Raw genomic sequence first — 17,740 nt, forward strand, 5'->3', positions numbered from 1 at the left:
ACTTCGGACGACGCCTTAGGCGGCGTTACCGCCGAACTCACGCTCCAGAGAGGCGATCTGGTTGGAACCGAGACCTCGGACACGCCGGGACTCGGAGATGCCGAGGCGCTCCATGAGCTGCTTGGCGCGCACCTTGCCGACGCCGGGCAGGGACTCCAGGAGAGCGGAAACCTTCATCTTGCCGATGACGTCGTTCTCCTGCCCCAGCTTGATGACGTCATGCAGGGAGGCGCCGGAGTGCTTGAGTCGATTCTTCACCTCGGCCCGCTCCCGGCGAGCCGCGGCGGCCTTTTCGAGCGCTGCTGCGCGCTGTTCAGGGGTAAGGGGCGGAAGAGCCACGCCTACGTCACCTCGGATGTCGAACTGTCGGATACGGACCAGTGGAATGCCGGAAGGCATCACACCAGGCGAGCCCCCGAACAGCGGTGGTGCTCGATCGCTGCTCGTTCACTCTGCTCGGAGACTAGCGGCCAAGGCCGCTCCAGTCAGCGAGAACGGACGAAAAGTCCTGGTCAGCCTCCACTGAACCGTACATCACGGACAAACCACCCCGGATTTGTCCGGTGAAGTACGTTCGAATTTCGTCAAGGAGTGCGATGAGACCGTCCGACGGCGTCCTCGAACGCCCCGATCCCGCGTGCGGCGAGTGCCGCGCGCAGGTCGTCGCGGATCCTCAGGGGCGCGGACGGATCGTTGAACAGGGCGGTCCCCACCGCCACGCCGGAGGCTCCGGCGAGGACGAATTCGAGCGCGTCCCGGCCGGAGGCGATCCCGCCCATCCCGAGGATCGGGACCTGCCGGACGGCGCCGGCCAGCATGGCCCCGTACACCTGGAAGACGCAGCGGACGGCGACGGGCCGGATCGCCGGGCCGGAGAGGCCTCCGGTGACCCCGGCGAGGGCCGGGCGCATGGTGTCGGTGTCGATGGCCATCCCGAGGACGGTGTTGATCATCGAGAGCCCGTCGGCGCCCGCGTCCGTACACGCGGCCGCGATGTCCGTGATCCGCGTCACGTCGGGGGTCAGCTTGGCGTAGACGGGCAGTACGGGATCGGCCGCCGCCTTGACCGCCTTGACCACCTCGAAGGAGGCGCCGGCGTCGCAGGCGAAGACGAGACCGCGGTTCGCGACGTTGGGGCAGGAGATGTTGACCTCGATGCCGACCACCCCGGGCTGCCCGGTCAGCCGGGCCGCGGCCTCGGCGAACTCCTCGGTCCGCTCCCCCGCGACCGATACGAGCACCCGTGCCCCGCGCTCGGCCAGCCAGGGCAGCTCGTGTTCGACGAAGTGGTCGATGCCGGAGCCCTGGAGCCCGATGGAGTTCAGCATCCCGCTGGGGGTCTCGGCCATCCGGGGAGTGGCCCGGCCGGAGCGGACGTGCGGCATCACGGTCTTGGTGGTGATGGTGCCCAGCTCGTGCAGGGGCGTGAACCGGTGCAGCTCGCGGCCGTAGCCGGCGCAGCCGGAGGCGGTGGAGACGGGGTTGGGAAGGGTGACGCGGGTACCGAGGGGCGCCGACATGTCGACATCCTCGGGGGCTACGGGGTCCAGGGGATTCATCACCGGCTCGCCTTCGGGGTCATGGCGGCCGCGCCTTCGAGGTCGTCGGGCAGGGTGCCGGCGTCGTCCCAGCGGACGCTGGTGCCGTCGAAAACGGGGCCGGATGTGCAGGAGCGAAGGAAACGGGTGACGCCGTCGGGGCCGGTGACGGGCAGGACGCAGCTCATGCAGATCCCGATCCCGCAGGCCATGGCCTCCTCGACGGCGGTGTGGCTGGCGGCTCCGGCGGCGGTGGCGATCTCCGTGACGGCCTTGAGCATGCCCATCGGGCCGCAGGAGTGGACCTCGGTGGCGCCGGTCACCGTGATGGCCTCGGGGAGGACGTCGGTCACCCGGCCCCGCCGTCCGGCCGAACCGTCGTCGGTCACCACGTACACGTGCTCGGCGAGGGCCTCGGCCCGCTCGACTCCGAACAGCCGGTCCTCGGTGGCCGCGCCGAGCACGAAGGCGACCCGGCCGCCGCGCCCGAGGATCTCCTCGGCCAGGGCGAACATCGGCGCACTGCCGTAGCCGCCGGCGACGAGGACCGCTCCGACCGGGCCGTCGGGGAGCGGGAAGGGGGTGCCGAGGGGGGCGATGAGGTCCACGGCGTCGCCGGGGCGGTGCGCGGCCAGCGCCCTGGTTCCGCGGCCGGCCTCGGCGAAGACGAACTCGACGGTGCCGGTGTCGGGGTCGGCGCGGTGGATGGAGAACGCGCGGCGGAGCAGTGTGCTCGCGTCCCGGCCGCCGATGGCGAGGGCGCCGAAGTGTCCGGGGCGCACCCCGGTGACGCCGGGGGCGTCGAGGACGAGGTGGTGGTAGGCCCCGACGGGCGTGATCCGCCGGATGGTGGCGACGGTCTGTACTGGGGGCACGCTGGGCGCTCCGTCCGGGGGTAGGGGGCGTAACCCCCCACCCCATGATCGCCCTGGGACCACCCGCCCCACACCGGTCCGAAGACCCGACCCTCCGGGCCCTACGCCCCGGTCCCCGCTCCTCAAACGCCGGAGGGGCTGGAATTGCCGCTACGCGGCAAACCAGCCCCTCCGGGGCGCACATGCAAGCCGACCCCAGCCACAATCCAGCCTCGCCGGCGTTTGAGGCGCGGGGTCTGGGGCGGAGCCCCAGGGGGTCCGGGGCGCAGCCCCGGGGAACGGGCGAAGGGCGGGTAGGGGACTTCGCCCCGCGCAGCGGCGCACCCGCTGCACGCGCCGCGGGCGCGGTATGCGGCCGGGGGTGGCCCCGTACGCTTGGTGTCGGAAAACCGCCAGCCCGGGGCCCGGCCGGCCGGGAGGATGGGAGCCATGTACACCGATACGGAGCGTTGCGTACGGGCCGTCCAGTCGAAGGACGCGCGGTTCGACGGGTGGTTCTTCACCGCCGTGAGGACCACCGGGATCTACTGCCGCCCCAGCTGCCCCGCCGTACCGCCCAAGGTCGAGAACATGACCTTCCTGCCCAGCGCCGCCGCCTGCCAGCAGAACGGCTACCGGGCCTGCAAGCGGTGCCGGCCCGACACCTCCCCCGGCTCCCCCGAGTGGAACGCCCGCGCCGACGCCGTCGCCCGTGCCATGCGGCTCATCCAGGACGGGGTGGTCGACCGGGAGGGGGTCCCCGGGCTGGCCTCCCGGCTCGGGTACTCCGCCCGCCAGGTGGAGCGCCAGCTGGGCGCCGAGCTCGGCGCCGGGCCGCTCGCCCTCGCCCGGGCCCAGCGCGCGCAGACCGCCCGGCTGCTGATCGAAACCTCCGGGCTCCCGATGGGCGACATCGCCTTCGCCGCCGGGTTCTCCTCGATCCGGACCTTCAACGACACCGTCCGCGAGGTCTTCGCCCTGGCCCCGAGCGAGCTCCGGGCGCGGGCGGCCGGCCGGGGGGCCGTCCCGGGTGCCGGACCCGGCCAGGTGCCGGGCACCATCAGCCTGCGGCTGCCCTTCCGTGCCCCGCTCACCCCCGACAACCTCTTCGGCCACCTCGCCGCGACCGCCGTCCCCGGGGTCGAGGAGTGGCGGGCGGGCGCCTACCGCCGCACGCTCCGGTTGCCGTACGGCACCGGCGTCGTCGCCCTCACCCCGCAGCCCGACCACATCGGCTGCCGGCTCGCCCTCACCGACCTGCGCGACCTCACCATCGCCATCAGCCGCTGCCGCCGGCTCCTGGACCTCGACGCGGACCCCGAGGCCGTGGACGAGCAGCTGAGCGCCGACCCGCTGCTGGCCCCGCTCGTGGCCAAGGCTCCCGGCCGCCGGGTGCCGCGTACCGTCGACGCGGAGGAGTTCGCCGTACGGGCGGTGCTCGGCCAGCAGGTGTCCACCGCGGCGGCCCGTACGCACGCGGCCCGCCTGGTCCGCGCCCTCGGCGAGCCGGTCACCGACCCCGACCCCGAGGGCGGGCTGACCCACCTGTTCCCCACGTCGCAGGCGCTGGCCGGGCTGGACCCGGAGTCCCTGGCCCTGCCGCGCAGCCGCCGGATCACCTTCACCACGCTCGTCTCGGCCCTCGCCGACGGCTCGCTCCCGCTCGGCATCGACAGCGACTGGGAGGCGGCCCGCGCCCGGCTGGGCGCGCTGCCCGGTTTCGGGCCGTGGACCACCGAGATCATCGCGATGCGGGCCCTGGGCGATCCGGATGCCTTCATTCCGGCCGACCTGGGGATCCGCCGGGCGGCGAAGGGGCTCGGGCTGCCCTCCACGCCCGCTGCGCTGACGGCGCGCGCGGCGCACTGGCGGCCCTGGCGCGCGTACGCCGTGCAGTACCTGTGGGCCACCGAGGACCACGCGATCAACGTCCTGCCCGCCTGACCCCCATCGGCTTCCACCGACTTCCACTGATTTCCGAGGAGTACGAGCATCATGAGCAGCAGCACGACCGGCACCCGGCAGCACACCGTCGTGGACAGCCCCTACGGGCCGCTCACCCTCGTCGCCGCCGACGGGTTCCTCTGCGGCCTCTACATGACCGGACAGCGCCACCGCCCGGCCGAGGAGGCCTTCGGGGAGCGCGTCGCGGCCGGTGAGGCCCCCTTCCCGGAGGTGGTGCGGCAGCTGACCGCGTACTTCGCCGGGGAGCTCACCGAGTTCGACCTGCCGGTCCGGCTGGAGGGCACCGAGTTCCAGCGCAGCGTGTGGGAGCAGCTCGTACGGATCCCCTACGGGCAGACCTGGTCCTACGGGGAGCTGGCCGCCAAGCTCGGCAAGCCGAACGCCTCGCGCGCGGTGGGGCTGGCCAACGGGAAGAACCCGGTCGGCATCATCGTGCCGTGCCACCGCGTCATCGGGGCCTCCGGCTCCATGACCGGCTACGGCGGCGGCATCGACCGCAAGGTGCGCCTGCTGGCCTTCGAGTCCGGCGCCGAGCAGCTCTAGGGGGCCGGCGGTGCGATCGCTTCGAGGTCGGCGACGGTGCCGGACATGACGGCACGGACGTGGCGGGTGAGGTGCTCCACCGGCCAGTCCCACCAGGCGAGGGCGAGCAGGCGGGCGATCTCCTCGTCGGTGTGGCGGGTCCGGATGAGGGTGGCCGGGTTGCCGCCGACGATCCCGTAGTCGGGGACGTCGTCCACGACCACGGCGCCGGCGGCGATGATCGCGCCGTGCCCGATGCGCACCCCCGGCATGACCATCGCGCCGTAGCCGAACCAGACGTCGTTGCCGACGACGGTGTCGCCCCGGCCGGGCAGGCCGGCGAGCAGGTCGAAGTGGTCGGCCCAGGACCCGCCCATGATGGGGAAGGGGAAGGTGGAGGGGCCGTCCATGCGGTGGTTGGCGCCGTTCATGAGGAACCGGACCCCGGTGCCCAGCGCGCAGAACTTCCCGATGACCAGCTTCTCCGGCCCGTAGTGGTAGAGCACGTTGCGGGTCTCGAAGGCGGTGGGATCGTCCGGGTCGTCGTAGTAGGAGTACTCCCCCACCTCGATCAGCGGCGAGGTGACCAGCGGCTTCAGCAGGACCACGCGCGGCTGGTCGGGAAACGGGTGGAGCACCGTCGGGTCCGCGGGGAGGGCACTCACGGCTAGATGACCACCAGCGGGACCAGCAGTGCGAAGGCCGCGCCGGCCTCGACCGCGTAGGCGTACAGGGACGGGTGCTGGACGGGGGCCGCGAGCAGGACCACGCTCTGCTGGGCGGCTGCCGCTCCCACCCAGTCGGAGTCGGCGCCGAGGCCGCCCTGGTACCAGCCCTCGCAGGAGCCGGGGCCGGTGACGGCGAGGACGTCGTCCTCGCGGCGGTAGAAGGCCTGCCAGCCCTCGGCCGGGGCGGACCAGGCCTCGAAGTCGGTGAACGGGGCCCAACCGCCGTCGCGGATCGCGGTGTCGAACATCCAGACCGGCACCCCGTCGGGGGTGACCTCGCCGCTCTCCTGCTGGTCGGTGGTGAAGTGGACCATGGGCAGGGCGTCGGGCCCGTCGGCGGTGCTGGGCCAGGCGTACATCGTGATCATTTGCTGAATTCTGTCCTGCTCGGTGTAGGCACGGAATAACGAGCGGACGGGGCTACGAGGCCTGCGGCCTGCGGCCGTTCTCCAGCTCCACGGTGCCCTCGCCGGTCTGCAGGACCCGGCACGCCTCCACGGTGCGCCGGCCCAGGGATCCGAGCAGATGGTCCGTCAGCTCGGCCTGCTCCACCAGCCGCCACGAGATCAGCTCCTCTTCCTGGAGCTTGATGGAGGCGAGCTGCGCGGCGTCGAGCACGCCGCCGTCGTAGAGGTACGCGACGAGCGGGGGCCGGCCCTCGCCGAGCGACCAGTCGACGGCGAGCAGCCGGCCGAGCGGCACGTCGATGCCGATCTCCTCGGCGCTCTCCCGGCGGGCGGCCGTACGCGGGGACTCCCCCGTGTCCGACTCGATGGTGCCGCCCGGCAGCGCCCAGCCCTCCCGGTAGTTGGGCTCGACGAGGAGCACCCGGCCCTCGGCGTCCCGGAAGAGGGCGGCCGCTCCGGCCAGCACCCGGGGCAGGCTCGCGATGTAGGTGGCAAAGTCATCGGTGGTCGTCACGCCGCCACCCTACCCAGCCGCCCCGGGTGGCCGGAGATCACTCTTCCCCGGTGCCGCCGCCCGGCGGCCCGTCCTCCCGGTCGCGGTTCCTCGACTCCGCCACGCGGCGCAGGCGGGGGTGGCGGTCCGGGGCCCGTTCGGTGATGGCGTCGCCGACCATGGCCTTGACCGCGTCCCGGAGTCCGTGGAGGGCGTGGTGGCGGACGGGGCCCGCGCCCGGGTCCTCGCGCAGTTCCTTCACCAGGGCCCAGCACAGGAGCAGCATCACGACCACGAACGGCAGCGCGACCAGGATGGTGGCCGTCTGCAGGGACTTCAGGCCGCCCGCGACGAGGAGTACGGCGGCCACGGCGGCCATGAGCACGCCCCAGGTGACCACGAGCCAGGTCGGCGGGTTCAGGGAGCCGCGGCTGGTGAGGGAGCCCATGACGAGGGAGGCGGAGTCGGCGCTGGTGACGAAGTACGTCATCACCAGGAGCATCGCGATCCACGAGGTGACCGTGCCGAGCGGGAGGGCGTCGAGCATCGCGAAGAGCGAGGCCTCGGTGCCCTCCTTGGCCTTGGCGGCCATGTCGGCGACTCCGGTGGAGTCGAGGCGGATCGCGGTGCCGCCCATGACGCAGAACCAGACGACGGTGGCGCCGCTGGGCACCAGGAGCACGCCGACGAGGAACTCGCGGATGGTGCGGCCGCGCGAGATGCGGGCGATGAAGGTGCCGACGAAGGGCGCCCAGGAGAGCCACCACGCCCAGTAGAAGATCGTCCACGCGCCCAGCCACTCGCTGTCGGTGAAGGCGCCGGTGCGGGTGGCCATGGGGAGCAGTTCGTGCAGGTAGCTGCCGACGCTCGCGGGGATCACGTCGAGGATGTAGACGGTCGGGCCGAGGACGAAGACGAAGGTCATCAGGGCCGCGGCGAGCACGATGTTGATCGTGCTGAGCCATTTGACGCCCTTGTGCAGCCCGGAGAAGGCGGAGAGCACGAAGGCGGCGGAGAGGGAGACGATGATGATCAGCTCGACGGTGGTCGAGTCCTCGATCCCGGTGGTGATGTTGAGGCCCTTGGAGACCTGGAGGGCGCCGAGGCCTAGGCTGGTGGCGGTGCCGAAGACGGTCGCGAAGACGGCGAGCAGGTCGATGGCCTTGCCCGGCCAGCCGTTGGCCCGCTCCTCGCCCATGAGGGGGACGAAGGCGGAGCTGAGGCGGTTGCCGCGGCCCTTGCGGAAGGTCGCGTAGGCGAGGGCGAGGCCGGCGATGCCGTAGATCGCCCAGGGGGTGAGGGTCCAGTGGAAGAAGGAGTAGTCGAGCGCGGCGCGGGCGGCGTCGCCGGTGCCGGGGGCCGCGCCGGAGGCCGGGGGCGGGTTCAGGTAGTGGGTGAGCGGCTCGCCCACTCCGTAGAACATGAGTCCGATCCCCATGCCCGCGCTGAACATCATCGCGATCCACGCGAGGTTCGTGAACTCCGGCTCCGAGTCGTCCTTGCCGAGGCGGATCCGGCCGAAGCGGCTGATCGCGAGCACGACGCACATGACCAGGAACACATCGGCGGCGATCACGAAGAGCCACGCGAAGTTGCCGAGCACCCAGGCCAGTGCGCTGCTCGACGCCGAGTCGAAGGAACTCTTCCCGAGTGCCGCCCAGGCGACCACCGCCAGGACGGAGATCACTCCGATGGTGACGACGGTGCGGTCGGGAGTGCCGTCGGTGGCGCCGGTGCCGCCAGTCCCGCCGGTGCCGCCGGCGCCGTCGACGGGGCCGTCGGACCCTCCACCTGGGGAATCCGGACGTGGCTGTTCCAGTGAATCCGTGCTCATGCGGCCACACTATGCGGGCGTATGTCCGCCTTTAGGGGTATGCCGCGCCGTGTGTGGCCCAGGCCACGCATGGGCATAGGAGGATCCTCCGGATAGGCTCAGGGGTGGCGCGACTGCACTGTTCGATAGCAAGGGATTAGCAAGGTGACGGACGGAGCAGTAACTGAGACCGCGCGCGTGCTCATCGCCGCGGACAAATTCAAGGGCTCGCTCACGGCCGTTCAGGTCGCGGAGCGGGTGACGGCCGGCCTTCGCAAGGCCGTACCGGGCGTGGAGATCGAGACCCTCCCCGTCGCGGACGGCGGCGACGGTACGGTCGCGGCCGCTGTGGCGGCCGGGTTCGAACGCCGGGAGGTACGGGTCACCGGACCGCTCGGTGACCAGGTCACGGCCGCTTTCGCCCTGCGCGAGGGCACCGCGGTGGTCGAGATGGCGGAAGCCTCCGGGCTCCAGCTGCTGCCGGCGGGTGTCTTCGCCCCGCTGACGGCGACCACCTACGGCTCCGGCGAACTGCTGAAGGCCGCACTCGACGCGGGAGCGCGCTCGATCGTCTTCGGTGTGGGCGGCAGCGCCACCACCGACGGCGGCGCGGGCATGCTGGCCGCGCTGGGCGCGGTGTTCCTGGATGCGAACGGTGAACCGGTCGGTCCGGGCGGCGGCGCCCTGGCCGGGCTGGCCTCGGCCGACCTGTCGGGCATCGACCCCCGCATCAAGGAGGTCGACTTCGTCCTGGCGAGCGACGTGGACAACCCTCTGACGGGTCCGAAGGGCGCTCCGGCGGTCTACGGCCCGCAGAAGGGGGCGTCGCCCGAGGACGTGGCGACGCTGGACGCGGCGCTGGCGCACTTCGCGGTGGTCCTGGAGAAGTCGATCGGCTCCCTGGCCGCCGAGGCGGCGGTCTCGCCCGGTGCGGGCGGCGCGGGCGGCATCGGCTACGGGGCGCTGCTGCTCGGTGCCTCGTTCCGTCCCGGCATCGAGCTGATGCTCGAGGTGCTCGGCTTCGCGCCGGCGCTGGAGCGGGCCACGCTGGTCATCACCGGTGAGGGTTCGCTGGACGAGCAGACCCTCCACGGCAAGGCCCCGGCCGGTGTCGCGGCGGCGGCTCGTGCGGCGGGCAAGCCGGTCGTCGCGGTCTGCGGCCGCCTGCTGCTGACGCAGGAGGCCCTCCAGGCCGCCGGCATCCAGCGGGCCTACCCGCTCACGGACCTCGAGCCGGACCCGGCGGTGAGCATCCCCAACGCGGGGCCGCTGCTGGAGCGGGTGGCGGAGAGCATCGCGGCCGACGTCCTCTGACGAGGCGTCCGCACACGGTGACGGCCCGGATTCCCTGACGGGGGGTCCGGGCCGTCGGTGTGTCCGGGCCGGGCAGGCCGAGCGGGGCCGGGCGGCCCCGTGGGGGAGTCCCCTACCCGCCCTTCGCCCGTTCCCCGGGGCTCCGCCCCGGACCCCGCGCCTCAAACGCCGGCGAGGCTGGATCTTTCCAGCCCGCCCGGCGTTTGAGGGCACGGGCGCGGAGCGCACGTACGGGTCCGGGCGGAGCTCGGGGAACGGTGGAAGGGCGGGTAGGGGACTCCCCCCACGGGGCCCACCCGCGGCGGCTCAGAACCGCGCGGGGGCCGGTGCGGCGGTGCGGGCCGCGGTCACGAGCTGCTCGGTGGTGACGATCCGGGCGAAGCCGCCGCCCTGGAGGTTGACCGCGGTGGCGGTGGCGAGCTGGTCGGCCGTCAGCCGGGGTGCGTCCGGGCCGGGTTCGGCGGCCAGGTCGAAGGTGTGCGTGGCATCGAGCGGCACGAGGACCTCGTAGCCCAGGTTCCCGGCCATCCGGGCCGTGGTCTCGACGCACATGTTCGTCTGGATCCCGGTGATGACGAGCTGTCCGACGCCCTGGGCGCTGAGCCAGTCGGCGAGGTCCGGGGTGCCGTAGAAGGAGGAGTTCACGGACTTGGTGACGTGCAGCGCGGCCCGGCCTGCCCGCTCGGCGACGAAGTCCTTGAAGGCGTACCCGGGCCGGTCCGGCGCGAGGACGGAGCCGGCCGTGCGGGAAGCGTGCTGCACGAGGACGAGGGGACGGCCCGACTCCTGCCAGGCGTCCATCAGCGCGGCCATGTTTCCCTCGGCGGCCGGGTTGTTGCGCGGCCCCCAGAAGTCGGCGTCGTCGAAGCCCTGTTGGACGTCGATGACCAGCAGGGCGCTGTTCGCGGCGATCTCGATGTCGGAGGTGGACGTCGTCGTCGGGGTCGGGGTCGTGATCTCGTTCGTCATGCCCTCATCCTGGGCGGCCCCTCCCCCTCGAACCAGTACCACCCGGCCCCCGAACCGATGGGATCCTGCCAAGGTGGCAGATCCGGGCCCGGAGCGCCCGGAAGCCCGGCTCCGCCCCAGGTCGGGGGCCTCGCGGCGGCATCGGCCGGAAGCTCGGCCCTCCCCTTCGGCGGGGCCTCCGTGGCAGACTCACGGCCATGCACCGCGTTGCGATCGTCGTTCAGCCCGGCATCCGCGCTTTCGACCTGGCCGTCATCACCGAGGTCTGGGGGCACGACCGCGGCCACAGCGGGGTACCGCCCTTCGAGCTCCGCCGGTGCGCCCTCGACACGGGCCCGATCCCGCTCCCCGGAGGGCTGACCCTGACCCCGGACCGCGGGCTCGACTGGCTCGCAGATGCCGACCTCGTCGTGGTCCCCGCGCTGGACCGGCCCTCCGACCCGACGCCCGAGCCGGTCCTCGCCGTCCTGCGGGACACCCACGCCCGGGGCATACCGGTGGCCGCCCTGTGCGCCGGCGCCTTCATCCTCGCCGAGGCCGGGCTGCTGGCCGGCCGCCGGGCCGTGACCCACTGGTCGCTGGCCCCCGCGCTGGCCGGGCGGTACCCCGCCGTGCGCGTCGAGGAGGCTCCGCTCTACGTCGGGGACGACGGGCTGTGGACCTCCGCCGGGGTCGCCTCCGGGATCGACCTCTGCCTGCACCTGGTCCGCGAGGCCCACGGCTCCGAGGCGGCCGCGGCCATCGCCCGCTCGATGGTGACCGGCCCCTTCCGCACCGGCGAACACGCCCAGTACCTGGACCGCCCGACCCCGGTCGCCGACCGGACCGCCGAGGCGCTGGCCCTCGTACGGGAGCGGGCGCTCGGGCGGCTGCACGAGGCGCTGGACGTGGCCACGCTGGCCCGGTGGGCCGGGATGTCCCCGCGGTCCTTCGCCCGGCACTTCGCCGCGTCGACCGGCACCACCCCGCACAAATGGCTCCTGGGGCACCGTCTGGACGAAGCGCGCAAACTGCTGGAGCGCACGGATCATCCGGTCACCGAGGTGGCCCGGCGGGCCGGATTCGCCAGCGAGGTCACCTTCCGCCAGCACTTCACCTCGTACGTCGGCACGAGCCCCCGCGCGTACCGTGCGGCCGCCACCGCCCTAGGGGGTGTCTTGTCGATCGGGCCGGATCAGGGAGCGGTGTCCGGTGCCGTGCATCGCAAGGCGGAGGAGGGAGTCGACGCGGAGCGTCGGCGAGTGACGACAACGCGGCGAGGTGCGGTGCCGGACACCGCGAGCCCGGCCTGATCGGCAAGACACCCCCTAGGGGCTCGGGGCCTCCCCCAAACCACTCCGACAGTGTTAGAAATGGCTCATGACCGGACGTTTTGGCCTACCCAGGGGCTCCGAAGGAGCGCCCGAGGACAGGCCCCCGCCCGAGGACGGGTCGCCACCCGGAACCGGGCCCGGACATGCACCCGGACAGGCACCCGGAATCGGCCCCGCACCCGGGCCCGGCCGCAGTCGCCTGCGCCGTCTCGCACACCGCCTCGCCCGCCCGTTCTCCCGGCTGTTCGCCCACCCCTCGCTCGGCGCCCGCAGCGTCGCCGGCCAGGTCTTCGCCCTCCAGGCCGTCCTCGTCCTGGTGCTGATCACGGCCGCCGCCTCGGCCCTGTTCTTCCAGGCCCGGTACGACAGCCAGCGCGACGCCCGCAACCGCTCCCTCGCCGCCGCCGAGGCCTTCGCGCACGCCCCCGGCCTCCCCGCGGCCCTGGAGTCCCGCGACCCCACCGCCGTGCTCCAGCCGCTGGCCGAGGGCGCCCGCCGGGCCTCGGGCGTCGATTTCATCGCCGTCATGACCACCGACGGGATCCGGTACACCGACTCCCGCCCCGAGCTCATCGGCCAACGCGCCACCGGCGACCTCTCCCGCGCCGCGGCCGGACAGGCCTTCACCGAGACGTTCCAGGGGAAGCCGAGCGACGTGGTCCGCGCCGTGGTCCCCGTACGGGACTCCGCGGGCGCGGTGGTCGGCCTGGTCGCCACCGGGATCGAGGTCGAGAACGTCGGCGACGTGGTCGAGGGCCAGCTGCCCCTGCTCCTCGGCGCGGCCACCGGCGCCCTGATCCTCGGCACCGGCGGCGCCGCCCTCGTCAGCCGCCGGCTGCGGCGCCAGACCCGGGGCCTCGGCGAGGCCGAGATGACCCGGATGAACGAACACCACGAAGCGGTTCTGCACGCCGTCCGCGAGGGCGTCCTGATCATCGACGCCGAAGGCCGGCTGCAGCTCGCCAACGACGAGGCCCGCCGGCTCCTCGACCTGCCCGCCGACGCCGAGCTGCGGCACGTGCGCGACCTCGGCCTCGATCCGACCACGGCCGCACTGCTGGCCTCCGGGCGGGCCGCCACCGACGAAGTCCACCGCGCGGGCGACCGGCTCCTCGCCGTGAACGTCCGCCCGACCAAGCCCTACGGGGGCCGCCCGTCCGGCACCGTGACCACCCTGCGCGACTCCACCGAGCTCGCCGCGCTCTCCGGCCGGGCCGCGGTCGCCCGCGACCGCCTCCAGCTGCTCTACGACGCCGGCGTGCGCATCGGGACCACCCTGGACGTGGTCCGCACCGCCGAGGAGCTCTCCGAGGTCGCGGTCCCGCGGTTCGCGGACTTCGTGACCGTCGAGCTGCTGGAGCCGGTGCTGCGGGGCGAGGAGCCCGGCGGTGGCACGCACACCGAGATGCGCCGGGCCGCCATCAGCGGGGTCCGCGTGGATTCCCCGCTCCAGCCGGTGGGCGACGTGATCCGCTTCGTGGTGCCGACCGCGCCGATGTCGGCGGCCCTGGACGCCGGCCGGGGCGTCCTCGCGGCCGATCTGACCGCCGCCTTCGGCTGGCGGGCCCAGGACCACGACGGCACCCGGATGGCCCTGGAGTACGGACTGCACTCGCTGATCTCCGTACCGCTCCAGGCCCGCGGGGTGGTCCTCGGGATGGCCAACTTCTGGCGGGCCGACACCCCCGAGCCCTTCGACGGGGAGGACTTGTCCTTCGCCGAGGAGCTGGCGGCGCGGGCCGCGGTCTCCATCGACAACGCCCGCCGCTTCACGCGCGAGCACGCGGTCGCGGTGACCCTCCAGCGCAGCCTGCTGCCGCGGGTGCTGCCCGATCTGAGCGCCGTGGACGTCGCGTTCCGGTACCTGCCCGCGAAGGCGGGGGTGGGCGGGGACTGGTTCGACGTGATCCCGCTCGCCGGGGCCCGGGTCGCGCTGGTCGTCGGCGACGTGGTGGGGCACGGGGTGCACGCCGCCGCCACCATGGGCCGGCTGCGGACCGCCGTGCACAACTTCTCCACGCTCGACATGCCGCCCGACGAGCTGCTGGGCCACCTCGACGAGCTGATCGACCGGATCGACCAGGACGAGTCCTCGGCCGACGAGGATTCCGGGGAGGGCGAGTCCGCGGGCGTCACCGGCGCCACCTGCCTGTACGCGGTGTACGACCCGGTGTCCGGCCACTGCGCCGTGGCCAGCGCCGGCCACCCCGGCCCGGCCCTGGTGGGGACCGACGGACGGGTGGAGTACCCCGAGCTGCCGATCGGGCTGCCCCTGGGCGTCGGCGGGATGCCCTTCGAGGCCGTGGAACTGCAGCTGCCCGAGGCGAGCCGGCTCGTGCTGTTCACCGACGGGCTGCTGGAGGACCGCGACCGGGACTTCGACACCGGCCTCGGACTGCTGACCGAGGCCCTGTCCCGGCCGGACCGCAGCCCCGACCAGGCCTGTTCCGACGTACTGTCCGCGCTGCTGTTCCCGGCGCCGAGCGATGACATCGCCCTGCTCATCGCCGACACCCGGCGGCTGCCGGCCGAGCAGATCGCGGAGTGGGAGGTGCTCCCGGACCCCTCCGACGTGTCCCGGGTCCGCCGCGCGGGCTCCGCACAGCTCACCGCGTGGGGCCTGGAGGACGTCACCTTCACCGCCGAGCTCATCCTCAGCGAGCTGATCACCAACGCCATCCGCTACGGGACCCCGCCGATCAGGGTCCGGCTGCTCCGCGACCGCACCCTGATCTGCGAGATCTCCGACGGCAGCAGCACCTCGCCGCACCTGCGCTACGCGGCCACGACCGACGAGGGCGGGCGCGGCCTGTTCCTCGTCGCCCAGTACGCGGAGCGCTGGGGCACCCGCTACACGGACCGCGGCAAGGTGATCTGGGCGGAGCTCCCCCTGACGGGCGCGGCCGAGCCGGCGCCGCCGGCCGTAGTGGACCTGGAGGCCCTGGAGGACCTGGCCTGGTAGACGGCGTGCACGGCCTAGAGCCGGGCGGCCAGCCGGGCCTTCGCCTCCGGCCATTCGTCGGCCAGCAGGGAGAAGTACACGCTGTCGCGCCAGGTGCCGTCCGGGCGCCGGCGGTGGCGGCGCAGGACGCCTTCGCGCTGCGCTCCGAGGCGGGCGATCGCGGCCTGGGAGCGGGTGTTGAGGTGGTCCGTCTTGAGCTGGACCCGGCCCATGCCGAGGTCCTCGAAGGCGTGGGTGAGCAGGAGCAGCTTGGACTCGGTGTTGACGGCGCTGCGCCAGTAGGCGCGTCCGTACCAGGTCCAGCCGATCTCCAGGCGTTCGTCGCCCGCGCTGATGTCCATGTACGTGGTCCAGCCGGCGGCCCGGCCGGATTCCAGGTGGATGACGGCGAAGGGGACGTACTCGCCGCGCTCCGCGTCCTCCAGCAGTGCGTCGAGCGTGGCGCCCAGCTCCTGCTCCGTCCGCGGAGCGGAGCCGCCCACCCAGCGCCAGACCTCCTCGTCGCCGCCTCCGGCCGCGTAGAGGTCGGGGAGGTGGCTCCTGGTCAGCGGCTCCAGGCGGACGTGGCGGCCGGTGAGCGTGATGGGGGACGGCGACTTGGCAGGCATGGAAGAAACCGTAGCCGCCCATTGCGCTAGATACAAACAATTATTGCACTAGTGCATTCATTGGGTCCGGGCCAGCAGCACCGCCACGTCGTCCTGCGGGGCCTCCGGGAGGAGACGCGCCAGGATCGCGTCGCACAGGGTCTCCAGGGGCTCTCCCCCGCCCCTCAGGGCCTCCGCCAGCCCCGCCATGCCCTCGTCCAGGTCCCGGTCCCGGGACTCGATGAGGCCGTCCGTGTAGAGCACGAACAGGCTGCCCGGCTCGAGCCGGACCTCCTCCGTGCGGAACTCCCGTCCGCCCGTGCCGAGCGGGGTCCCCGGCGGGCCCTCCAGGAAGGTCACGGCCCCGGCGGCCGTGACCACGGCCGGCGGCGGGTGGCCGGCGCGGGCGATGACGCACGCACCCGTCACCGGGTCGTGGACGGCGTAGACGCAGGTGGCCATCTCGTCCTCGCCCAGGTCGGCCACCACGGCGTCCAGCGACCGGAGCATCTGCTCCGGGGTCACCTGATGCCGCGCCAGGGTCCGTACGGCGGTGCGCAGTTGGCCCATGACCGCGGCCGCGTGGATGCCGTGGCCCATCACGTCGCCGATCACCAGGCCGGTCCGGCCGTCCGGCAGCTCGATCACGTCGTACCAGTCCCCGCCGACGTCGTGGTCGCTGGCCGGCAGGTAGCGGCCGGTCAGCTCCAGCCCTGCGACCTCGGGCAGCGCGTTGTTGGTGAGGCTGCGCTGGAGCGTCAGGGCCGCCGCGCGCTGGGTGGTGTACATCCGGGCGTTGTCGATGTTCAGCGCCGCCCGGGCCACCACCTCGTCGATGAGCACGCAGTCCTCGTCGTCGAAGGGATCGCGCCCGCGCACCCGGGTCACCACCACCACCCCGAGCACCCGGCCGCGGGCCACCAGCGGGACCATCCGGGCGCAGCCCAGGGTGGCCAGGTAGGCGCGCAGCGCGGCCGCGCGCGGATCCTTGATCAGGGCCGGGATGTCGGCCGTGAAGAGGTTCATGGGCTGGCCGGCGGTGATGACCTGCTCGTAGGCGGTGTGCGCCGGGATCTGGAAGGTCTGCCCGGCGACCAGTTTGGCGGTCGGGGCGGTCGGGTCCGGGAAGAGGGCGGCGAGGCGGCGCAGCAGGCCCCGGGTGGACGCGCCGGCCTCGTCCGGGTCCAGTACGGCTTCCAGGAGCTGTACGTCGGCCGAGTCCGCGAGCTGCGGTACCAGCACCTCCACGATCTCCTCGGCGGTCTGCTCCAGGTCCAGCGTGGTGCCGATGCGGGTACCGGCCTCGGCGAGCAGGGCGAACCGGCTGCGCGCCCGCTCCGCCTCCGCCTGGGCGCGCTGCCCGTCGGTGATGTCGATGAGGGAGGCGATCAGGCCGAGCGGCCGCCCGGACCCGTCCAGCAGCGGGGCGTAGGAGCAGGACCAGGTCCGGTCGTGGTCGGGGTCGGCGGGGGTGCGGCCGGTGCGCCGGACGTCCACGACGGCGGAGCCGCATTCCAGCACCTTGCGCATGAGCCGTTCGAGTGCGGCGGCATTGACCCCGGGCACGACCTCGGTGAGCCGTTTGCCGACGTGCTCGGCGGCGGACACCCCGTTCATCCGGGCGAGGGCGTCGTTGACGCGCAGGAAGCGCAGGTCCGGGCCGAGGGTGCCGAGGCCGATCGGCGACTGGGTGAACAGGCTCTGCAGCGCGGCGAGCGAATCGCGCATCCGCAGGACCTCGGAGGTCTCCACGGCGATCAGCATGGAACCGGTGCGCCCCTGCGGATCCGGTGAGGGCAGGATCCACATCTCCATCGGGACCTGATGTCCGTCGCGGTGGCGCACGGGCAGGGTGCCGACGACCGTCTCCCCGGCCTGGACCCGGCGGGTCAGCTGGTCGGCGAGCTCGTGGTTGGCGTCGGGGACGAGCACGTCGGAGCCCGGCCGGCCGAGGATGTCCTCGGGGCGGTGGCCCAGCAGGTCCTGGGCGGCCAGCGACCATTCGACGACGAGCCCGTCGGCGTCTTCCCGCCACAGGGCGATCGGCAGCAGCTCGCTCAGTACGCCCGCGTACCCGACAGCAGCCACCGGCTGGTCCGGTACCTCGCTCGTCTCCTGGTACGTGTCCAATGCACCGACCTCACCCCAGGGGGCCCTGTTCCTACCGATTCACCCTATCCGAGCCTTCGCCGCCCGGCGCAGTGTCGGGCCGGACGGCACGGATTCCGGCTTCGGGCGGAGCCGGGGCGGGATCACGGACCGGGCCGCCCCGGGG

15 protein-coding genes are annotated in these 17,740 nt (G+C 73.3%); 5 read left to right on the forward strand and 10 right to left on the reverse strand.

Annotated features, from left to right (window positions below; translation table 11 throughout):
* Positions 1–15: 15 nt before the first annotated feature.
* From mihF to ACFRU2_RS09765, 3 genes are all read right to left on the reverse strand, one after another.
* Positions 16–339, reverse strand: a complete 324-nt coding sequence (mihF, locus tag ACFRU2_RS09755; protein ID WP_243334344.1) for an integration host factor, actinobacterial type — start codon at positions 337–339, stop codon at positions 16–18.
* Between the two features lie 245 nt (positions 340–584).
* Positions 585–1,520, reverse strand: a complete 936-nt coding sequence (locus ACFRU2_RS09760) for a dihydroorotate dehydrogenase (protein WP_382969954.1) — start codon at positions 1,518–1,520, stop codon at positions 585–587.
* A gap of 38 nt (positions 1,521–1,558) precedes the next feature.
* A complete protein-coding gene (locus ACFRU2_RS09765) occupies positions 1,559–2,413 on the reverse strand; it encodes a dihydroorotate dehydrogenase electron transfer subunit (RefSeq protein ID WP_382969957.1) in 855 nt (284 codons plus the stop codon).
* Positions 2,414–2,842: 429 nt separating this feature from the next.
* Between ACFRU2_RS09765 and ACFRU2_RS09770 the strand changes: the two genes are divergently transcribed.
* Positions 2,843–4,336 (forward strand): AlkA N-terminal domain-containing protein, encoded by a 1,494-nt coding sequence (locus ACFRU2_RS09770; RefSeq protein WP_382969960.1) that lies wholly within the window; start codon positions 2,843–2,845, stop codon positions 4,334–4,336.
* Positions 4,337–4,387: 51 nt separating this feature from the next.
* Entirely contained in the window at positions 4,388–4,900 is a 513-nt protein-coding gene (locus ACFRU2_RS09775) for a methylated-DNA--[protein]-cysteine S-methyltransferase (RefSeq protein ID WP_382969962.1), read from the forward strand.
* On the opposite strand, the gene ACFRU2_RS09780 is transcribed toward ACFRU2_RS09775, so the two are convergent.
* Genes ACFRU2_RS09780 through ACFRU2_RS09795 form a run of 4 tightly spaced genes read right to left on the reverse strand, consistent with a single transcriptional unit; the run spans position 4,897 to position 8,341 of the window.
* Complete coding sequence (locus ACFRU2_RS09780) at positions 4,897–5,544, reverse strand: CatB-related O-acetyltransferase (protein ID WP_382969965.1); 648 nt, start codon at positions 5,542–5,544, stop codon at positions 4,897–4,899. The two genes, ACFRU2_RS09775 and ACFRU2_RS09780, sit on opposite strands and share 4 nt — an antisense overlap.
* Positions 5,545–5,546: 2 nt before the next feature.
* Positions 5,547–5,975, reverse strand: a complete 429-nt coding sequence (locus ACFRU2_RS09785) for a hypothetical protein (RefSeq protein WP_382969968.1) — start codon at positions 5,973–5,975, stop codon at positions 5,547–5,549.
* A 52-nt stretch (positions 5,976–6,027) separates the two neighbouring features.
* Positions 6,028–6,528, reverse strand: coding sequence for an NUDIX domain-containing protein (locus ACFRU2_RS09790; protein WP_382969971.1), 501 nt, complete (start codon positions 6,526–6,528; stop codon positions 6,028–6,030).
* Between the two features lie 37 nt (positions 6,529–6,565).
* Complete coding sequence (locus ACFRU2_RS09795) at positions 6,566–8,341, reverse strand: BCCT family transporter (RefSeq protein WP_382969973.1); 1,776 nt, start codon at positions 8,339–8,341, stop codon at positions 6,566–6,568.
* Positions 8,342–8,485: 144 nt separating this feature from the next.
* Here ACFRU2_RS09795 and ACFRU2_RS09800 point away from each other — a divergent pair, with 144 nt between their 5' ends.
* On the forward strand, positions 8,486–9,634 hold the full coding sequence (locus tag ACFRU2_RS09800) for a glycerate kinase (protein ID WP_267040303.1): 1,149 nt from the start codon (positions 8,486–8,488) through the stop codon (positions 9,632–9,634).
* Between the two features lie 306 nt (positions 9,635–9,940).
* On the opposite strand, the gene ACFRU2_RS09805 is transcribed toward ACFRU2_RS09800, so the two are convergent.
* Positions 9,941–10,603, reverse strand: a complete 663-nt coding sequence (locus ACFRU2_RS09805; protein WP_382969976.1) for a cysteine hydrolase family protein — start codon at positions 10,601–10,603, stop codon at positions 9,941–9,943.
* A 197-nt stretch (positions 10,604–10,800) separates the two neighbouring features.
* Here ACFRU2_RS09805 and ACFRU2_RS09810 point away from each other — a divergent pair, with 197 nt between their 5' ends.
* Both ACFRU2_RS09810 and ACFRU2_RS09815 read left to right on the forward strand, forming a co-directional pair.
* Complete coding sequence (locus ACFRU2_RS09810) at positions 10,801–11,895, forward strand: GlxA family transcriptional regulator (protein WP_382969979.1); 1,095 nt, start codon at positions 10,801–10,803, stop codon at positions 11,893–11,895.
* A 67-nt stretch (positions 11,896–11,962) separates the two neighbouring features.
* On the forward strand, positions 11,963–14,878 hold the full coding sequence (locus ACFRU2_RS09815; RefSeq protein ID WP_382969981.1) for a SpoIIE family protein phosphatase: 2,916 nt from the start codon (positions 11,963–11,965) through the stop codon (positions 14,876–14,878).
* 14 nt (positions 14,879–14,892) lie between these two features.
* Here the strand turns inward: ACFRU2_RS09815 and ACFRU2_RS09820 are convergent, their stop codons facing one another.
* On the reverse strand, positions 14,893–15,486 hold the full coding sequence (locus ACFRU2_RS09820) for a GNAT family N-acetyltransferase (protein WP_382969984.1): 594 nt from the start codon (positions 15,484–15,486) through the stop codon (positions 14,893–14,895).
* 57 nt (positions 15,487–15,543) lie between these two features.
* On the reverse strand, positions 15,544–17,595 hold the full coding sequence (locus tag ACFRU2_RS09825; RefSeq protein ID WP_382969987.1) for a SpoIIE family protein phosphatase: 2,052 nt from the start codon (positions 17,593–17,595) through the stop codon (positions 15,544–15,546).
* Between the last annotated feature and the right edge of the window lie 145 nt (positions 17,596–17,740).

This window comes from Streptomyces sp. NPDC056883 (assembly GCF_042788835.1).
GTDB lineage: Bacteria > Actinomycetota > Actinomycetes > Streptomycetales > Streptomycetaceae > Streptomyces > Streptomyces stoeckheimensis.

What these genes read in the sequence shown, in the direction of transcription:
- ACFRU2_RS09785 (WP_382969968.1), bottom strand. Translation starts at nt 5,975, where the DNA reads ATGATCACGATGTACGCCTGGCCCAGCACCGCCGACGGGCCCGACGCC.
- ACFRU2_RS09820 (WP_382969984.1), bottom strand. Translation starts at nt 15,486, where the DNA reads ATGCCTGCCAAGTCGCCGTCCCCCATCACGCTCACCGGCCGCCACGTC.
- ACFRU2_RS09770 (WP_382969960.1), top strand. Translation starts at nt 2,843, where the DNA reads ATGTACACCGATACGGAGCGTTGCGTACGGGCCGTCCAGTCGAAGGAC.
- ACFRU2_RS09815 (WP_382969981.1), top strand. Translation starts at nt 11,963, where the DNA reads ATGACCGGACGTTTTGGCCTACCCAGGGGCTCCGAAGGAGCGCCCGAG.
- ACFRU2_RS09810 (WP_382969979.1), top strand. Translation starts at nt 10,801, where the DNA reads ATGCACCGCGTTGCGATCGTCGTTCAGCCCGGCATCCGCGCTTTCGAC.
- ACFRU2_RS09795 (WP_382969973.1), bottom strand. Translation starts at nt 8,341, where the DNA reads ATGAGCACGGATTCACTGGAACAGCCACGTCCGGATTCCCCAGGTGGA.
- ACFRU2_RS09760 (WP_382969954.1), bottom strand. Translation starts at nt 1,520, where the DNA reads ATGTCGGCGCCCCTCGGTACCCGCGTCACCCTTCCCAACCCCGTCTCC.
- ACFRU2_RS09805 (WP_382969976.1), bottom strand. Translation starts at nt 10,603, where the DNA reads ATGACGAACGAGATCACGACCCCGACCCCGACGACGACGTCCACCTCC.
- ACFRU2_RS09775 (WP_382969962.1), top strand. Translation starts at nt 4,388, where the DNA reads ATGAGCAGCAGCACGACCGGCACCCGGCAGCACACCGTCGTGGACAGC.